Source organism: Kribbella deserti (assembly GCF_042434725.1).
In the GTDB taxonomy this organism is placed as follows: domain Bacteria; phylum Actinomycetota; class Actinomycetes; order Propionibacteriales; family Kribbellaceae; genus Kribbella; species Kribbella deserti.
Genome location: NZ_JBHLTC010000036.1, coordinates 200650 through 217092, shown reverse-complemented (window position 1 = coordinate 217092; position 16443 = coordinate 200650). Strand labels below are relative to the sequence as shown.

15 protein-coding genes and 1 tRNA gene are annotated in these 16443 nt (G+C 67.7%); 5 read left to right on the top strand and 11 right to left on the bottom strand.

The features are described from left to right. Positions 1-30: 30 nt before the first annotated feature. A complete protein-coding gene (locus ACFFGN_RS27815) occupies positions 31-1041 on the top strand; it encodes a glycoside hydrolase family 18 protein (protein ID WP_380053186.1) in 1011 nt (336 codons plus the stop codon). Between the two features lie 687 nt (positions 1042-1728). After that, a complete protein-coding gene (locus tag ACFFGN_RS27810) occupies positions 1729-2346 on the top strand; it encodes an SRPBCC family protein (RefSeq protein ID WP_380053184.1) in 618 nt (205 codons plus the stop codon). On the opposite strand, the gene ACFFGN_RS27805 is transcribed toward ACFFGN_RS27810, so the two are convergent. From ACFFGN_RS27805 to ACFFGN_RS27785, 5 genes are read right to left on the bottom strand one after another with little or no spacing between them, the layout of a single operon-like run. Continuing rightward, entirely contained in the window at positions 2331-3023 is a 693-nt protein-coding gene (locus tag ACFFGN_RS27805) for a DUF624 domain-containing protein (protein WP_380053182.1), read from the bottom strand. The two genes, ACFFGN_RS27810 and ACFFGN_RS27805, sit on opposite strands and share 16 nt — an antisense overlap. Position 3024: 1 nt before the next feature. Then, entirely contained in the window at positions 3025-3915 is an 891-nt protein-coding gene (locus ACFFGN_RS27800; protein WP_380053180.1) for a carbohydrate ABC transporter permease, read from the bottom strand. Continuing rightward, complete coding sequence (locus ACFFGN_RS27795) at positions 3912-4817, bottom strand: carbohydrate ABC transporter permease (RefSeq protein ID WP_380053177.1); 906 nt, start codon at positions 4815-4817, stop codon at positions 3912-3914. The genes ACFFGN_RS27800 and ACFFGN_RS27795 overlap by 4 nt, the downstream gene beginning before the upstream one ends. A 5-nt stretch (positions 4818-4822) precedes the next feature. Further along, the gene (locus tag ACFFGN_RS27790) at positions 4823-6094 is read right to left on the bottom strand and encodes an extracellular solute-binding protein (protein ID WP_380053175.1); all 1272 of its coding nucleotides are present in this window, start codon (positions 6092-6094) and stop codon (positions 4823-4825) included. Between the two features lie 36 nt (positions 6095-6130). After that, positions 6131-7147, bottom strand: a complete 1017-nt coding sequence (locus tag ACFFGN_RS27785; RefSeq protein ID WP_380053173.1) for a hydroxyacid dehydrogenase — start codon at positions 7145-7147, stop codon at positions 6131-6133. A gap of 142 nt (positions 7148-7289) precedes the next feature. Between ACFFGN_RS27785 and ACFFGN_RS27780 the strand changes: the two genes are divergently transcribed. Next, positions 7290-8390, top strand: coding sequence for a substrate-binding domain-containing protein (locus tag ACFFGN_RS27780; RefSeq protein ID WP_380053171.1), 1101 nt, complete (start codon positions 7290-7292; stop codon positions 8388-8390). Here ACFFGN_RS27780 and ACFFGN_RS27775 read toward each other — a convergent pair. The 6 genes from ACFFGN_RS27775 to ACFFGN_RS27750 all read right to left on the bottom strand — a co-directional run bounded on the left by ACFFGN_RS27775 (position 8379) and on the right by ACFFGN_RS27750 (position 14851). Then, positions 8379-10238, bottom strand: a complete 1860-nt coding sequence (locus ACFFGN_RS27775) for a DUF2264 domain-containing protein (RefSeq protein ID WP_380053169.1) — start codon at positions 10236-10238, stop codon at positions 8379-8381. The genes ACFFGN_RS27780 and ACFFGN_RS27775 overlap by 12 nt on opposite strands. Then, positions 10235-12097, bottom strand: a complete 1863-nt coding sequence (locus tag ACFFGN_RS27770; protein ID WP_380053167.1) for a heparinase II/III family protein — start codon at positions 12095-12097, stop codon at positions 10235-10237. Before ACFFGN_RS27770 ends, ACFFGN_RS27775 begins: the two co-directional genes overlap by 4 nt. A 344-nt stretch (positions 12098-12441) precedes the next feature. Continuing rightward, on the bottom strand, positions 12442-12603 hold the full coding sequence (locus ACFFGN_RS27765; protein ID WP_380053441.1) for a TetR family transcriptional regulator: 162 nt from the start codon (positions 12601-12603) through the stop codon (positions 12442-12444). Positions 12604-12696: 93 nt separating this feature from the next. Continuing rightward, positions 12697-13410: an LmeA family phospholipid-binding protein gene (locus tag ACFFGN_RS27760; protein ID WP_380053165.1), complete on the bottom strand. Its 714-nt coding sequence runs from the start codon at positions 13408-13410 to the stop codon at positions 12697-12699. 293 nt (positions 13411-13703) lie between these two features. Further along, positions 13704-14171 (bottom strand): DUF1707 SHOCT-like domain-containing protein, encoded by a 468-nt coding sequence (locus ACFFGN_RS27755; protein WP_380053163.1) that lies wholly within the window; start codon positions 14169-14171, stop codon positions 13704-13706. Next, entirely contained in the window at positions 14168-14851 is a 684-nt protein-coding gene (locus tag ACFFGN_RS27750) for a PadR family transcriptional regulator (RefSeq protein ID WP_380053161.1), read from the bottom strand. The genes ACFFGN_RS27755 and ACFFGN_RS27750 overlap by 4 nt, the downstream gene beginning before the upstream one ends. A gap of 235 nt (positions 14852-15086) precedes the next feature. On the opposite strand from ACFFGN_RS27750, the gene ACFFGN_RS27745 reads away from it, so the two are divergent. Beyond that, positions 15087-15162, top strand: a tRNA-Arg gene (locus tag ACFFGN_RS27745). A 283-nt stretch (positions 15163-15445) separates the two neighbouring features. Beyond that, positions 15446-16348 (top strand): helix-turn-helix transcriptional regulator, encoded by a 903-nt coding sequence (locus ACFFGN_RS27740; protein WP_380053159.1) that lies wholly within the window; start codon positions 15446-15448, stop codon positions 16346-16348. The last annotated feature ends 95 nt before the right edge of the window (positions 16349-16443 follow it).

The following is a 16443-nucleotide window of genomic DNA, read 5'->3' as shown; positions in this document are numbered from 1 at the left end:
TTCTGGACTTCCAGGGCTTGAGGGGGCGCGGTGAAGCGGCGATGGGTGCGGGTGGTGCTGGCCGGGGTGCTGGTTTTCGCGGTGTTGTGCCCGGCGGCGGTGGCTTTGTGGTTGCGGGTGCAGTACGCCGGTGAGCCGTCGGTGGACGCGCGAACCCGAGGGCGGGACGCGGTCTGGCTGGGACATGCCTGGGTGGACGGCCGGAAGTCCGACGCGGATATCGCCGTACTCGCCGCGCGGCTCAAAGGCACCGGCATGCGCGACCTGTACGTGCACACCGGGCCACTCGAACATGACGGCACCCTCCCCGCGGCGGTCCATCCCCGCGCCCGCTGGTTCGTGGATGCCGTCCATCGGGCCATGCCGACCGTGCGAGTCCAGTCCTGGCTCGGTGACGTCGTCACGCCGGAGAAACGCCCGGGCCTCGACCTGGAGGACCCGGCGGCTCGTGCCCGGGTGGTGGCGGCATCCGGGCGGATGCTCGATCTCGGCTTCGATGGGATCCACTTCGACTTCGAGCCGGTTCGGTCCGGATCGCCCGGGTTCCTCGCCGTACTCGACGAGGTCCGCGCGCTGACCGAACCGCGGCAGAAGCTGCTGTCGATCGCGACGCCGCAGATCGACCCGTTGCCGTCCGTGCACCGCGTTGGTATCGCCCTTGCCGGCCAAGGAAAGTACTGGTCGCAGGCGTACTTCGCGGAGACCGCCCGCCGGGTGAACCAAGTGGCCGTGATGTCGTACGACACCGCCATGCCACTCGAGTCCCTGTACGGCGGATTCGTCGCGCGCCAAACGGCCCTCGCCCTCGAAGCGACCGGCGAAGAGGTCGACCTCCTGATGGGCCTACCCGCCTACTGGAAGGACGACTTCGGTCATCGCGGCTCCGCCGAAACCGTCGAAGCGGCCGTTCGCGGCGCCCGTCTCGGCCTCACCCGCCACGCGCCCACCCGCCAGACCTTCGGCCTCGCCCTGTACGTCGACTTCACCGCCACGCCCGCCCACTGGACCGCGTACACCGAAGGCTGGTCGTCCAACACCTGAACCAACTCCCACCACCCCGTACGTCCACCGCTTCCCCACCGCGAGTGGTCGGGTGCGAACGGGTTCACTCGTGCCGTCATTTCCGCGGGTGGTCGGGTGCGGGCGGGTTCACTCGTGCCGTCATTTCCGCGGGTCGGGTACGAACGGGTTCACTCGCGCCGTCATTCCCGCGAGTGGTCGCGTTTGCTCGCGTCCACTCGCGGCAAGCGTCGTTGCGCACCCCCTCGCCAAATCGGCCGGGCGGACTCGGCGTGCACTCGGCTAGCGGGTTTCGGGACCACTGGCGGGTTTTGGTTTGCCGACTGCCGGGTTTTGCAGCCGCTACCCGGTTGCAACCAGGTAGCGGCGCCAAAACCCGGCAGCCGTGCCCGTTCAGACCCGGCCACTCGCGGGAGAGGGTGGATGGTGGCCACAAACCCGGCAGCCGCAGACTGTCCGGACGCGACCACTCGCAACACACCGCACCTTAATCACAAGCGTCCGATGAACCCCGACACGCCGTGTCGGAAGGGTCCGACGACACGCCGCAGCTTGGTCACAAGGGTCCGATGAACCCCGACACGCCGCGTTACAAGAGTCCGATGAACGGTATGCAATGAGCAGAGGGAGGACTTCTCTTTGGCGTCGTCGCTCGGGGTGAAGGATTAGGGTTGACTTATATAAGTTGGGGTTGTCAGACTGGCGGGCATGATCGAGGTGAGCGAGCACTTGAACGCGGTCCGGCGCCAGGTTGGTTCGAAGCTGGTGGAGGCCGGTGAGCTGAACGTGGTGACCGTCGGCCGGACCTTCGCGGGTGAGGTCGAGGAGGTGTGGAATGCCTGTACGACGGCGGAGCGGCTGGAGCGGTGGTTCCTGCCGGTCACGGGTGACCTGCGCCTGGGCGGCCGGTATCAGCTGGAGGGCAACGCCGGTGGCACGATCGAACGGTGCGAGCCGCCGTCGATGTTCGCCGCCACCTGGGAGTACGGCGGCACCGTGAGCTGGATCGAACTGCGGCTGACGCCTGATCCCGCGGGCGGTACGAGGTTCGAGTTGGATCACCTGGCCCACGAGGACGACCACTGGAAGCAATACGGTCCGGGCGCGGTCGGCATCGGGTACGAGTTGGCGCTGATGGCCCTGGCCACGCATCTCGCCGGGAAGCCGATCGAGAACGGCGCGGAGTTCGGCGCGACCGAAGAAGGCCTGCGGTTGAGCCGGGTAAGCGGTGAGGCGTGGGGTGAGGCCGCCATCGCGGCCGGTCAGCCGGCTGAGGAAGCGCGAGCAGCCGCCGCGCGGACCGTGGCCGCCTACACCGGCGGCTGACCTACCCGGACGACGGACAAGGACAACGCGTTCAGCTGGAAGCGGGCGTTGATCAGCATCACCCAAGCGGCGCATCCGGGCACGGTGGTCAGCCCGAGCAGCGGCGCCTGATTCACCAGGACCAGCGCGACGACGGCCACCACGAGGCTGACCAGGCTCCACTGCCAGCCGCGCACCGCCGCGTACACGGCCACTCGCGCTACTGATCGCAGTCCGAGATTCGAGTCGGGCAGTAGCGCGAGTGCGCAGGACCCCGCCGATACGAGCAGAACGGCCAAGACCACCAGCAGCGGAACCAGGGCCGCTCCCGGCATCGCGTCGTACAACATGGCGATGTCGGCCACCAGTACACCGACCAGCGCGGTCACCACGGCCGCGACGGCCAACGCGCGGCGCCAGTGCCGACGGTAGGCCCGGACGAACAACCGCACCGGCGGCCGCGAATCCTCTTCATTCAAATAGGAGAAAGCGGCCGCCACCGCCGGTCCGGCAAGAACCGCGAGCAGCCCGAAGAAGATCGGATAGCGCCACGGTTCGGCGACCGCGAGCAGGCCGATCAGCAACGGCAGGCAGCCCAGCACCAGACCGAGGTTGACCACCAGGATTCGGTGCACGAAGGACCAGAGCAGGTCCCAGGTGTCGGCGCTGAGCGTCAGGCGGCGGGCCGGATCGTTCATGTCACTTCATTCCGCTCGTCGCGATGCCTTGCACGAAGTACTTCTGGCCGAGCAGGAAGATCACCAGGATCGGCAGCACGGACAGCACCGAACCGGTCATGATCATCGCGTACTCCGCGTCATAGAGGCCGACGAACGAGCGCAGGCCGAGCTGGATCGTCCACAACTTATTGTCGGTCAGGTAGATGAACGGGCCCATGTAGTCGTTCCACGTGTGCACGAACGTGAGCAGCGCGAGACTCGCCAAAGCCGGTTTCGACAGCGGCAGCATGATCCGCGCCCAGATGCCGTACTCGCTGAGGCCGTCCAGGCGGGCCGCTTCGCTGAGCTCGTCGGGAATCGTCAGGTAGTACTGCCGCATCAGGAAGACCCCGAAGGCGCTGAACGCCTGCAGCAGGATCAGCGACAGATGCGTGTTCACCAGGCCGACCTTCTGCATGATGATGTACTGCGGCACCATGTACGCCTGCCACGGCACGGCGATCGTCGCCAGGTAGGCCAGGAACAGCGCGTCGCGGCCGGGGAATCGCACCTTGGCGAATCCGTACGCCGCGAAGCTGCCGGTCAGTACCTGCAGCACGGTGATCGTGACGCTCAGGAACACCGAGTTCCACAGGTACGTCGCCAGCGGGATCCGGTCCCAGATCTTGGTGAAGTTGTCCCAGTGGAACTCCGCCGGAATCCACTGGATCGGCACGCTGAACACCTCGGCGTCCAGCTTCAGCGATGACGACACCATCCACGCGAACGGCATCAGCACCGCCACCGACAGCACGATCAGCAACAGGTACGCCAGCACGAGCCGCACGGACGGCCGCTCGCGCGTCGGCCGCTGGTCCGGCGGGGGAGCAGGGCTGTCGGCCGGGGCCGGGGGCGAGACGGTCAGGGTCATCGCTCACTCCTTCGCTGCAAGCGGAACTGGATCACCGTGATCAGCAGCACGATCACGAACAGGACCATCGAAACGGCGGAGGAGTAGCCGAAGCGGCCCTGGGTGATGCCCTCGCGGAAGATCACCTGGGACAGCACCAGCGTCGCGCGGCCCGGACCGCCCTCGGTCATCACCTGGATCAGGTCGAACACCTTGAAACTGGAGATGGTCAGCATGATCAGCACGAAGAACGTGGTCGGCCGCAACGACGGCACGGTGATGTGCCGGAACCGCTGCCAGGCGGTCGCGCCGTCCACCTTGGCCGCCTCGTACAGCTCGCCCGGAATCGTCTGCAGCCCGGCCAGGTACAAGATCATGTAGTAGCCCAGGTCCCGCCAGACGCTGGCCACGATCACGGCCGGCATCGCCCAGGTCGTCGACGTCGTCCAGCCCGGCGGGTTGTCGATGCCGATCGATCGCAACATCTGGTTGACCGGACCGAGTTCCGGGCTGAGCAGCATGTTCCACACCACGGCCACCGCCACCAGCGACGTGATGTACGGGAAGAACAGCGCGGTCCGGAAGAACTGCACGCCACGCAGCTTCTGGTTCAGCAGTACGGCGAAACCGAGCGCCGCGCACAACGTCAGCGGCACATGGCCGACCGCGTAGTACACGGTGTTCCACAATGCCGTCCAGAAGGTGTCGTTGTGGATCATCCGGCGGAAGTTGTCCAGGCCGACCCACTTCGGCGTGCTGTAGGAATCCCAGTGCAGGAAGGACAGCGCGAGCGAGGCCAGTACCGGCACCAGCGTCAGGGCGGCGAAGCCGAGAAAGTTGGGCAGGATAAAGCTCCAGCCCACCCTGATGCTGTGCCGGCGGCGGGCGGCCGCGGTCGTCGGTCCGGTCGCAGAGATCGTCACGGGGCTCAGCCGACCTCGGACTTCACTCGCTTGGCCATCTCGCCAAGGCCCTCGTCCAGCGACTTCTCACCGGTCATGATCAGCTCGTGCTCCTCGGTCAGGATCTGGTCCACGTCCGAGGCCTTGTCGCTGACCGGCATCTCCAGCACGACCTCGTCCGGCTTGAACGCCGCCTTGGCCACCGCGTCGTTCGGAATACCCGGCAGGGCGAAGTAGGTGTCGAGGATCTGCTGGCTCTGCAGGGACGGCGTGGCGCCCACCTTGGCGACCGCGGTCGCGCCTTCGACGCCGGCGGCCCAGACGACGAACTTCTTCGCGGCTTCGGCGTTCTTGGCCTTCTTGTTCACCGCGAAGGCGGTCGGCGAGCCGAACGTCTTCACCTTGCCGGCTTCCCGCTGCGGCAGCGGGGCCATGCCCCACTCGACCTTGTGCTTGCCTGCGGCCTTGTCGGTCAGCAGCCGGGCGGCGTACCAGGTGCCCATCGGCATCATCACGGCCTTGCCGGTGGAGAACATGGTGTCGTAGGCAACCTTCTGGCTGGAGGCCGTTGCCCACGGCATCAAAGCACCGCTCTTCTGCAGGTCCAGCGTCATCGTGTACTGGTCACGCATGAAGCTGTAGTCGCCACCCAGCAGGTTGCCGCCGGTCTGCGCGGCCGCGATGGCCTCGACGACCGAGCGCCAGGTGTGCTGGTGCACGCCGTACACCTTGTTCGCGCCGCTGCCCTTGGTGAGGCTTTTGGCCAGCGCGGCGTAGTCGGCCCAGGTCATGCTCTGCAGCTTCGACTCGGGTACACCGGCCTGCTGGAGCAGGGTCTTGTTGTAGTAGAGCACCCAGAAGTCCTGCCGGTAGGGCAGGGCGTAGTACTCACCGGACAGGTCGTACGCCTTCAGGCCCGACTGCTTCTCCGGGTCGAGCGCCTTGGCCTCCTCGGTCAGCGGCTGCAGCTGACCGCGGGTGCCGAACCGGGCGTAGTCGATGACGTTCTTCATGGTCAGCACGTCGGTGGTGTCACCGCCGGCCAGCATGGTGGTGACCTTTTCGGCGTAGTCGTCGGCCAGGATGTCGACCGGCTGCACGTCGATGTCCGGATTGGCCTTCTCGAATCCGTCGATCAGGGCCTTGAACTCCGGGGTCGTCTCGTAGTTCCACAAGGAGACCTTGAGGATCTGCCGGCCGTCGGCCGCCTGGCCGCCGCCGTCGTCACCGCCGCCGCAACCGGCGAGCAGGACCAGGCCGGCGGCCGCGGCGAGGGCTGGAACGAGGTGTCGCTTCACGGCGAAACTCCTTGCAATTGATGGGCAGGGGTGAAACTAGGCGTTGAGAGCGAAACCCTCGGCGGTGATCCGGGTGCGCAGCGGCTCGTCCGCCACCCACCGGGCGATCTCGTCGAGAGTATGGTCGGTCAGCCGGCGGATCTCCGTGCCGAGTGAGCCGGCGATATGCGGGGTGACCATCACGTTGGGGACCGAGCGCAGCGGGGAGTCGCCCGGCAGGGGTTCGGGATCGGTGACGTCGAGAATCGCGAACAGACGGCCCGATCGGCATTCCCGCGCCAGCGCGTCGGAATCGATCAGGCTGCCTCTGGCGGTGTTGACGACCGTCGCGTGATCCGGCAGTAGTGCGAGTTCGGCGGCTCCGATCAGGTGGTGCGTGCTCGGCAGCGCGGGCGCGTGCAACGAGAGCACCTCGGCCCTCGGCAGCAGTTCGTCCAGCTCGACGAGTTTGCCACCCGCCGCGGCGACCGCGGCCGGATCGGCGTACGGGTCGGCGACCAGCACGGTTGGTTCGTCCAGCGCGCGGAGCAGCTCGACCACCCGGCGCCCGGTGCGGGAGAACCCGACGATACCGATCGTGCGCCGGAAGTTCGACAGGTCGCCATAACCGCGCGGATGGCCCCAGCCCTGGTACGCCGTACGCTCGTCGACCGCGAGGAACGGGGCTTTTTTGCCCGCGAAGATGATCGCCGCCAGGGTGTACTCGGCGACCGGTACGGCGTTCGCGTCGGCGGCACTCGTCACGATGATCCGCCGGTTCCACACCTCGTCGTCCACCAGCGGGCGAACGCTGCCGGCGCCGTGGAACACCGCCTGGAGCCGCTCGGCCGCGTCCAGCCGCTCCTGGGTCAGGCGCGGCGCCCCCCACGACGTGAACAGCAGTTCGGCCGTGGCCAGCCGGGTCCGCGCGGTCGGCGAGTCCAGCTCGTCGATCCAGACCGGGTCGCCGAGCGTCACCAGACCGGCCAGCCGGTCCAGCCGGGCCTGATCGAAGTGGGCCCCGAACGAGTCGCGGTCCATCACGATCAGGGCGGTGGGCGGCTTCGTGATCAAGCGGGCTCTCCTGGTTCAGAAAGGTTCAGTAAGCGTTTACCGTTTCCGGTGTGTGAACATGAGATGTCTTGCTCGAACATAAGATCTACTGGTCGATCCGAATCATCCAAAAACGTTCAGACTCGAACACGAGGGAGAGCTGATGTCCGAAGACAGGCTGTTCGGGCTGCAGCGGCACGAGCGGGTGATGGAGGAACTCCGCCGCCACGGGGCCGTCCGGGTGAAGGACCTGTCGCAGTTGCTGGGCGTCAGCGAGCTGACTGTCCGCCGGGACATCGCTGCCCTAGCCGCGCAGAACCTGCTGACCAAGGTGCACGGCGGCGCGACCCTGCCGACCGAGCTCGCGCCCGCCGCACCGGCCCGGCGCCGGGGTTCGGCGGCCCCTCGGTTCACCATCGGCATGGTGGTGCCCTCGCTGGACTACTACTGGCCGCCGATCGTCAGCGGGGCCCGTTCGGCCGCCGCAGCGCAAGGCGTGCACATCCAGCTCCGCGGCTCGACGTACGACTGGAACGAGGATCGTCGCCAGATCACCCGGCTGATCGAGGCGCAGCAGGTCCAGGGGCTACTGCTTGCCCCGAACCTCGAGGGCGAGGACGTCGGCGAGATGATCCAGTGGATCGGCGATCTGCCCGTGCCGGTGATCCTGGTGGAGCGTCATCCGCCGCGTTGGACGCCGACGAAGTACCAGCTCGAGTGGGTCCGCAGCGACCACTCGCTGGGCGCCGAGATCGCCGTACGGCACCTGTACGACCACGGCCATCGCAACATCGGGCTGCTGCTGTCCAAGGGCAGCCCGACCTCCGCGCACCTGGCGCACGGGTGGGGGCTGGTTTGCGCGGATCTCGGTATTCCGGCCGGCATGGTGCTGCGGGAGTCGGTCCGGATGGACGAGCCGGGTCATCGCGAGATCGTCGCGCAGATCCTCGAGCGGTGTGCCGAGGCCGGGACCACCGCGTTGATGATCCACTCGGACCCGGACGCGATGGCCGTCGCGCAGTACTGCGTTGAGCTCGGCATGTCGATCCCGGACGACCTGGCGATCATCGCCTACGACGACGAGGTGGCCGGGCTGGCCGAACCGGCGATGACCGCGGTCCGGCCGCCCAAGGCGATGGTCGGCCGGACCGCGGTCGAGCTGATGGTGGCCCGGTTACTGGAAGGCCGGCGCCGACCGAGTCAGCGGGTGTTGCTCACGCCCGAGCTCATCATTCGCGACTCGTCGATCATGTTAGGCCTCTAGCAGCAGGGCGGACGTGGTCCCGTCCGGCCAGTTCGCGACGACGGTCCCGTCCGGCCGAACCTCGACCTCTGGCGGGGCCGGCGCCGTACCAGCCAAGGTGACGACGGCCGCATACACCCTGCCTGCCTGCGGTTTGACGGTGACAAGCGGTACGGCGGTATGCCTTCCGGTCGGCGCGGCATCCACCAACCGCCGGATACCTGCGTTGCCGAAGCCGGATACCGACGAACGCAGGCCGTTGCCCTCGACAACTGCCTGGTCTTCCTCGGCGGAACCTGCCGGAGCATCCTCCGCACTGATCGGCCAACCACTGATCTCCAGCATCCACGCGGGATCCAGCTCAGCTGCGGGATCTACCCGAACAGCGCGAACCTCCTGGCCACCGTGCAGCAGGGACCCGACGACAAGGCGCGGACCCGGTACGACGCTGCCGCCGCGGCCCGATCCGTGCTCGGGCCCGTTGTCCTCGCTGGTCCGCACCCAATGGGCCGAGGTGATCGAGACACCGGGACCGGCGGTGGTGAAGCCGTTGCGATGGCTTGGGCCGAGTTCGGGATGAACGATCGCGACGCTGTTCTCCAAGGCCTGGTCCCACGCGCCCGCGGCCAGCAGCGGCATCGTGTGGGTCGAATAGGCCAGGCGGGCGTACAACGGCGAATCCGCTCGCTGGTCACCCGGGTTCGAGTGATCCGTGCCGTGGTTGACGATCCGGACGATGCCGTCGTCGCGGGTGCCGCTGACCAGCCAGCCCGGTTCGGCCATCGTGAGGTCGAAATTCCCGGTTTCGACCGGAAGTGGCTCGTCCGCGTCGGCCCAGACCGGGTGATCCGCGGGCAGCATCAGGCCGAGCATGCCCTTCACCGCCCAGTACGGCGAGCCCGGCCCGGAATACGACTGCGCGATGGCGGGCCATTCGCCGTACCAGCCGAGGTTGAGCAGGCCGCGCTCGTCGGGCACGCCCCGGTCGAGGAAGTGCCCGAGCATGCCGGAGGCCGCGCGTCTCACCAGACCGGGGGAGAGGTCCGTCGCGCCGGTGATCGCGCCGACCCAGAACGGCGCTGCCGCGGCGAATCGATACGTCAGGCTCCGGCCTTGAACCAGCGGTGCCCCGTTGCCGCCGATGAGGTGGACGGCCGCGTTCAGGAACTCGGTCAGCCGCTCGCGCCAGGCGGTCTCCAGCCCGGGCGGGCACAACCCGGGCTCCATGTCCGCCCAGAGCAACGGATAGACGTGCAGGGCCCAGCCGTTGTAGTGGTCGTACGCCCGCTCGGGCCCGTCGGCGTACCAGCCGTTGCCTTGATACAACGATTCGTGCACGGCCAGGCCGCTCTCGATATCGCCCATCGAAAAAGGCCCACCAACGGACTTGAGGAACGTCTCCACCACGATCTGGAACCACACCCAGTTGATCGGCGGATACTGCTCGCCCACCACGGTGCCCAGCCAGGCGACAAGTTGCTCGCGGTCGGTGTCGGCCAGGCGATCCCAAAGCCACGGCCGGCTCAGGTGCAACCCGAGCGCGATCGAACAGGCCTCCACCTTGGCCTGGCCAAGCTCGTCCGGGCGTGGCCAGCGACGCGGTGAGGCCGGGTCCGTTCCGGTTCGAAGGCCATCGGCGTACCAGTCGGCCAGGCCGTGCGGGTCCTCGCCGTTCTCGCCGCGCAGGCGGATCGCAGCCAGCAGGAACGAACGGGCGAACGCCTCGAGCGAATCGCTGTCGCGGCCGTAGGCGCTCGCCGGACCGGGCAGGTCGATCCGGGCGTGGTCGGGTGAGGCCCAGGGGCGCAACGACAGCAGTAGGCCGTCGGCCGTGGCCGCCCAGGTTTCCCGGTTCGGGGCGTCATTCACGTGGGCTCTCCTTGCAGCGCGGTGATGGTCAGATGGAACGGCGACTGATTCACGGGAACGATCAGCCGGTGCACGAGTGGTCCCCACACGCCGCTGAGCAGGACATCGTCAACGGCCTTCGGTTCGAGTATGCCTTCGCCGAGTGCTGGATCCCAAGTGAGCCGAATCGCCTTGCCCGCAAGGGTTTCCACGATCAACTCACCTGCGCGATGTTCCTTCGGCGGGCCCGCCAGAACGTGGTGAATCGCGGTCGGCCCGACGTCGTTCCACTCGTCGTAGATACGGATCGCCCCGGCCTGCCGGTCGAGGGTTGCGGTCCGTCGCCAGGCCAGCTCCGGCACCGGGTACGCGGCCGACAGCTCGGCCGAAAACGTATCCGTGGTAGGCGATTGTTGTACGTCGATCCCGCCGGCCCGCCATTCCGCACCCGGCGGTTGTTCGTGGCCCGCGATCACCGGCAGGTTGTGCCACTCGCTGCGCACCACCCATTGCTCGTAGCGCCGCTTGGAGAACGAGATACGCGTGTACGTCGGTTGGCCGAGGTCGATCACCACGGGCGTGCCGTCGAGGGCGACAAGGTAGGACCCGACGTCGTTGTGATTGTGGTTCTCGGCGTTGTGCCCGCCTTTGATCGCGAGGGCCAGGCCGTTCGTCGTACCAGCTTGTTCGCGCGAGACCAGGAGCTGAACGTCGGGCAGCCAGGACGACACCGGCAACGGGAGGGCTGTTGGTTGCGCGTCCCGCCAGTGGTCGTCCGTGAGCCCGATCAACGCGCGGCCGAGACCCGCTTTGGGAGCGATGCCCGCCTGCCGGTGGGCCGCGGCGTGCGCACGTACGTCCTGGTCGTCGATCCGTACACCCCAGCGGTGCAGGACATGCCAGGGTTGGTAGCCGTCGTCCGGGCGGGCTGGGCCGTCGCCCACGTTGACGTACCAGCCGTCGCCGAGCGCCATTCGTTGCGGGTAGCGGGCGAGTTCCGCCAGCGGCTCGAGATCCCAGGGAGCGAGTTCGCCGTTCGTCACTCGATCGAGTAGCTCCAGCGCTTCGGCCAACCGGGCCGGGCCGTTCCACCAATAGGCGTAACCCTCGTCGCAGCCGCCGTCCGCGGGCAACGAGCCGAGGTAGCGATCGAGGCCGTCGACAACGAGGTCGACCACGGCCTGCTGGGTGGACAGCTCGGGTTCGAGGAACAACGCCGCGGTGAGGATCTGGCCGTGGATCCAGGGATTCCAGTTGTGCAGGTGGCCGTCCAGCCCGAGCCAATGCCAGCGACGGTCATCGAGGAACGGCCGGAACACCCGGCGGCGCGCCTCTTCGCGAAGGCGCCGGCGAAGACCGGGGACGCGTTCGTCCAGGGCGGAGGCGAGCGTCAGGTCGGCCCAGGCCAGGATCGCGACCGTCTCCGCGGCCCCGAGATCGAGGTACGGCTGGTCCTGATCGGGAACCACCTCGTGGCGTTCGGTCGCGACCACCTCGTGCGCGGCCCAGCACCAGGTGGTCTGCTCGCACAGCAGGAGCAACCCGTCGGCCGCTTGATCGACGTATCGCTCGTCGCCGGTCAGGGACGCCGCGACAACCGCTGCGGCCGTACGACGTCTGACCTCGCCCGCGGGGTTCTCGTACGCCGTGCGAACGCCGTCGCGCCAATAGCGTGCGTAATCCGACAGCAGCGTGGCCGGCCAAGGCTGGTCCGCGTCGTTGGCGGCTTCCGCGATGATCGCGGCGGCCATCTCGGGATCACGCTTCTCCCAGGCGGACCGGTCGGCGATATCCGGTACGCCGGAACGGGCGCGAGCCTGCCGCAGCGCGTCAGTGCGGGCGGATTCGGTCAGGGCGAACCACCGCTGGGTGAGCGTCATACCACTCCTCACTGGAAACCGCTTGCCGCCGCAATCCTAGGCCACCTCGGCCGGCTGGTGTCGACGGATTAAGCCAGCGGATGGGCTAGGCCGAACTCCGGCCAAGGACCCGCGAGTGATCGCGTCTGCCGCGTCCACTCGCGGGCGAGGGTGTTGGTCAGGCGACGGGCATGGTGGTCCGCCTCTGCATCGGGAGCGAACCGGAAAAGGTGCTGCTGGCAATCATCGCGTTGCTTGCGGCAACTTATCGGTTGCGGACGAGTTGGGTTTTGAGTAGGTCGAGGACCCAGGTCTGCCATTGATCGCCGGACCACTTTCGCTCTGTGGTCATGACCAGATAGAGCTCAGGGCTGAGTAGGCCGTACAGCACGTCGGCAGCGTCCTCGGCTGTGACGCCGTCGCGCGCGCCAGGCTTGGCAACCGAATCCGAAGTAGATCGTCTGCACGGCAACCCCTGCAGTTTCGGCGATCTCCTGCAGCGAGGTGGCGCCGTACCCCCGGGCCACGAACAGCTCAATGCTCGATAGGCGAGGCGCGCTGATCGACGCCGTACAGGTACGTTTCGGCGGCCTCACGGAAACCCGGCTGACCAAGATCTTCTACGGTGTGGCGAGGTCCAGGTTGGTTGCGGTTGCAGTGAGCAGGACGGACTGGCCGTCCACGCCGATCCGCTGAAGGGTCGTACCGAAGGGGAGGCGAGGGAGTGGGATTCCCCTTGCCAGCAAGGAGTTCACGGCTTTCCGTACGGCTGCTGGTGCGTCGTTGTCCACTACCAGCTTGATCCGGCCGTTCTCCGTCTGCGGTTGGACCGTCGCGGCGGCCTCAAACCCCCGGATCGCGATCCGCGCCTGTAGTTCGCCGTCCGCGATTCGCAGGGTCAGCCCGTTCAGTCCGCTGCGAGCGGCCAGCTTGGCGATGGCGTCCGGAGATACTCGGAGCCGAAGGTCCGCCGCGTTGGCCCGGACCGCCGCCGACGTACCGCCGGTGAGCGCCTCGCGCGGTACGTCGATCCCGGTCATCACGACGGTCAAGTCCTCAGCCGGAACCGACGAGACGACCGGATCCCGCATGGTCAACGTGATCCGGTCGAACTCGCCTCGCGCCAACTGCGGCAAGAACGCGAGCCCAGCGACCTCCACCGACGTATCGCTCGCCTGTACGTCGTACTGCGCGGCCTCGCGCTGGGCGATCGCCGCCACCCGGTCTTCGGCGATCGACTCGGCCACGCGGTCCGCGGCGAAGGCCAGGCCCGCGAGAACCACGAGGGTGATGAGCAGTGAACGCAAACGTCGTCGTGGTCTGGTCGAACTCATCAAGTCGTCCTGACGTCGCCGGTGGTGGTCTGGCCAGCGTAGAGCCGACCAGGCCCTGCCCCAAGGTCCGGCGCCACTGTGCGGGTTCGCAATAGTGCCCGGGCGGTGGTCGTGGACATTGCTCGTGAGTGGTCGCGTGTGCACGCGTCCACTCGTGGGGGAAGGGAGTGCCCGGCCACTCGTGGGGAAGGAGCGTCCGGCACGCGGTAGGTCGGATCGGCCGTACGGCGTCCCGGCGAGTACGCCGATCCGCCGACGGGTACGCCGATCCGCCGCCGGGGTTCAGTGGCGGCTCAGTGGCGGTGGGAGTGATGCGGGTGGTGCCAGCGGCGGTGGCCGAAAGGCCTGCTGAACAAGGCGATCCAGAAGAACATCCACAGCAGCCACGGCGCACTCAGTACGACGGCGGCGACCACCAGGCCGACCACCAGGATCGGCGCGAACATCACGAACGGCGGCGGCCCTGCCCGGAACCGCCGCTGATCCGGACGGCTTCCCGGCGACCGCGGCGCCATCGCGACCGTCGATTCAGCTGGCTCCGGCAGGTCGTCGAACAACGGCGACAACTCGCCGACGTACCTCGCTCGCGTCGCCTGGTCGCTGCGTTCCTCGAACTCCTCCTGGGTGAGTCGTCCGGCCACGAAGTGTTCGCTGAGCGCGGTGACGGCCTCGTCCCGTTCGGCATCACCGATCCGCACCGAATCCCGGCGTGGCGCCGAGTCGACCCGGCTCGGGCTCATCGCCGGATGTCGCTGACTCATGACCGGTCCTGCTCTTGGTCATCGTCATCGGCGAGAATCCCGAACAGCGTGCGCCGGAGATCCGCCAGCGCCCTGCGGGCTCGCGCCTGCTGATCCGGCGTACCCGAGGCGTGGATCTGCCACAACGCCGTACCGACCTGACCGAGCAACGGCTTCAGCCCGTTGTCGTCGTCGGCCGGTGCGGTCATCGCCTCCCAGGGCGCCCGGACCTCATCCGCGTGCTCTGCAACGTACGCGCGCCCCTCGTCGGTAAGCGTGAACGTCCGCCGCCCAGGACCAGCGTCCGCGGTGACGAGCCCTTCGTCCTCAAGCTGCTGAAGTGTCGGGTAAATCGAACCCGGACTGGGCTTCCAGGCTCCGCCGCTCCGCTCGGCAACCTCCTGAATGATCTGGTACCCGTTCATCGGCTGCTCCGCCAGCACCGCCAAAATCGCCGCCCGTACGTCCCCGCGCCGCGCCTTCTGCCCACGCCATCCCCGCGGTCCACCAGCCCAACCGGGCGGCCCGCCGGCCCAACCCGCCGGTCCCCCGAACATGTCCCAAGGCCCGCCGAACGGGTGCGCCCCATGCCCGCGCCGCCCGCTCATCGCCAGCCACTCCTTCTTGAGCTCCGCCACCAACGAGCAGTCCCGCGCCAACTGCTGCCAAGGCCACCCGACTGTCTGCGCCGATCCGGTCATGCCGACCACCATCCTCAACGAGCCGATCCGATAGCTCAACGATATATCGCGACCGATCTCCACCCAACCCCCAAACACCACCAATTTCTCCGCCGGGGTGCCACCGCCAGACCGCACGAGTGGATGAAGAGAAGCTCGCGCGGGACCGGTAAGTAGAGACCGCGCTGGAACAGACGTGCCCGGATCCCGAGCCAAGCCACCGCCCGCCCCTGGCTAAGCTAAGCTTCGGCGACGGGCCCCCGTAGCTCAGGGGATAGAGCGTCGGTTTCCTAAACCGTGCGTCGCAGGTTCGAATCCTGCCGGGGGCACCAGACGTCACCGTAGGTCAGGCGCATGTTCCCACTCAGCGCACTGCAACTTGCGCTCCGGCGTCGCCCCCATCCGTTGTGCCAAGTGCGGATTGCCAGGCCTGCGGTTACGGCACGTGTGGTCTCGGTGACTGCGGGGCGAGCTGTTGGGGTTGAGAGGTTCTCGTGCTCGCCCAGCAGGTGCGGGAAGTGGTAAGACGGCGAGATGGAGTTGTCCTCAGCGGCCTTTCTCTCACCTGCAGCGGAGCCGCTTTACCGCGCGGCCGTCGTGGGCGGGAGGACGAGCTTGGAGGTCCTGGCCGAGCGTGCCGGTTTGGACTGCGCCACTGCTGCGGACGAGGTGAAGGCGCTGGCCGCGATCGGTCTACTGGAAATCAATGATGGCGGGATCGAGGCTGTCGCTCCCCGGATCCCGTTGGAGCAGGTGGCGGCAGCGCATGCGAGGGCTGCTGACGCCACTCGCCAGATCGCCTCGGTTTTTGCTGACATCTGGAGCGAAGCCGGCGACCGCTCGAGCTTTGTGGAGGTCATCACCGACGAGGCGCGGTGCGCGGCGGTTGAGGTCAAGCTGATGGATGACACGGCCTCGACCGTCGACGGTTTGTGCATCGGCCCCGTCTCGCCACGGAAGCTCCAGACCGGGATGGAGATCCCGCGGCCCGGCGTGGCGGCCGGATTCTTTGCGGCCATGGAACGCGGCGTGCGAGCACGCGGGCTGTACGGCGTATCGGTTCTTGAGGACTTCGAAGGGCTGGCAGCAGTTCATCAGTGCATCGCGGTCGGCGAGCAGGCGCGCGTCTTCGCCCAGGTGCCGCTCAACCTCATGCTGTTCGACGACAAGCGTGCGCTGTTGTCGGTTCCGGGCCAGAAAGGGGCACGGAGGTCTCTCATCATCGTGCACGAGTCCGGCCTGCTCGACTCCCTGGCCGGCCTCTTCGAAGTCTTCTGGCAGATGGGCGTGCCGCTGTCAGCGCAGTCTCAGGTGGTCGACGCGTTGGATGCTCCGGGTTCGGATGAGCAGCAGCTGCTGTCCTACCTGGCGGCCGGTCTCACCGATGAGGCGATCGCCCGCGACCTGGGCGTCAGCGCTCGTACGGTCGGCCGGCGGATCGCTCGTCTCGAAGAGGTGCTCGGCGCCCACAGCCGATTCCAGCTGGCCGTGCAGGCGAGTCGTCGCGGCTGGATCTAAGCCGATTCGCCTGGAAGCAACGAACGCCCTGCCCACGCAGCACCTCCCCGAGCCCCAGCGCTCGAGGAGGTGCCACTGCCGCGGAACAGTTCAGA

Excerpts from the sequence above, each read along its gene's own strand:
- ACFFGN_RS27810 (WP_380053184.1), top strand. The coding sequence starts at position 1,729 with ATGATCGAGGTGAGCGAGCACTTGAACGCGGTCCGGCGCCAGGTTGGT.
- ACFFGN_RS27805 (WP_380053182.1), bottom strand. The coding sequence starts at position 3,023 with ATGAACGATCCGGCCCGCCGCCTGACGCTCAGCGCCGACACCTGGGAC.
- ACFFGN_RS27800 (WP_380053180.1), bottom strand. The coding sequence starts at position 3,915 with ATGACCCTGACCGTCTCGCCCCCGGCCCCGGCCGACAGCCCTGCTCCC.
- ACFFGN_RS27780 (WP_380053171.1), top strand. The coding sequence starts at position 7,290 with ATGTCCGAAGACAGGCTGTTCGGGCTGCAGCGGCACGAGCGGGTGATG.
- ACFFGN_RS27770 (WP_380053167.1), bottom strand. The coding sequence starts at position 12,097 with ATGACGCTCACCCAGCGGTGGTTCGCCCTGACCGAATCCGCCCGCACT.
- ACFFGN_RS27760 (WP_380053165.1), bottom strand. The coding sequence starts at position 13,410 with ATGAGTTCGACCAGACCACGACGACGTTTGCGTTCACTGCTCATCACC.
- ACFFGN_RS27755 (WP_380053163.1), bottom strand. The coding sequence starts at position 14,171 with ATGAGTCAGCGACATCCGGCGATGAGCCCGAGCCGGGTCGACTCGGCG.
- ACFFGN_RS27750 (WP_380053161.1), bottom strand. The coding sequence starts at position 14,851 with ATGACCGGATCGGCGCAGACAGTCGGGTGGCCTTGGCAGCAGTTGGCG.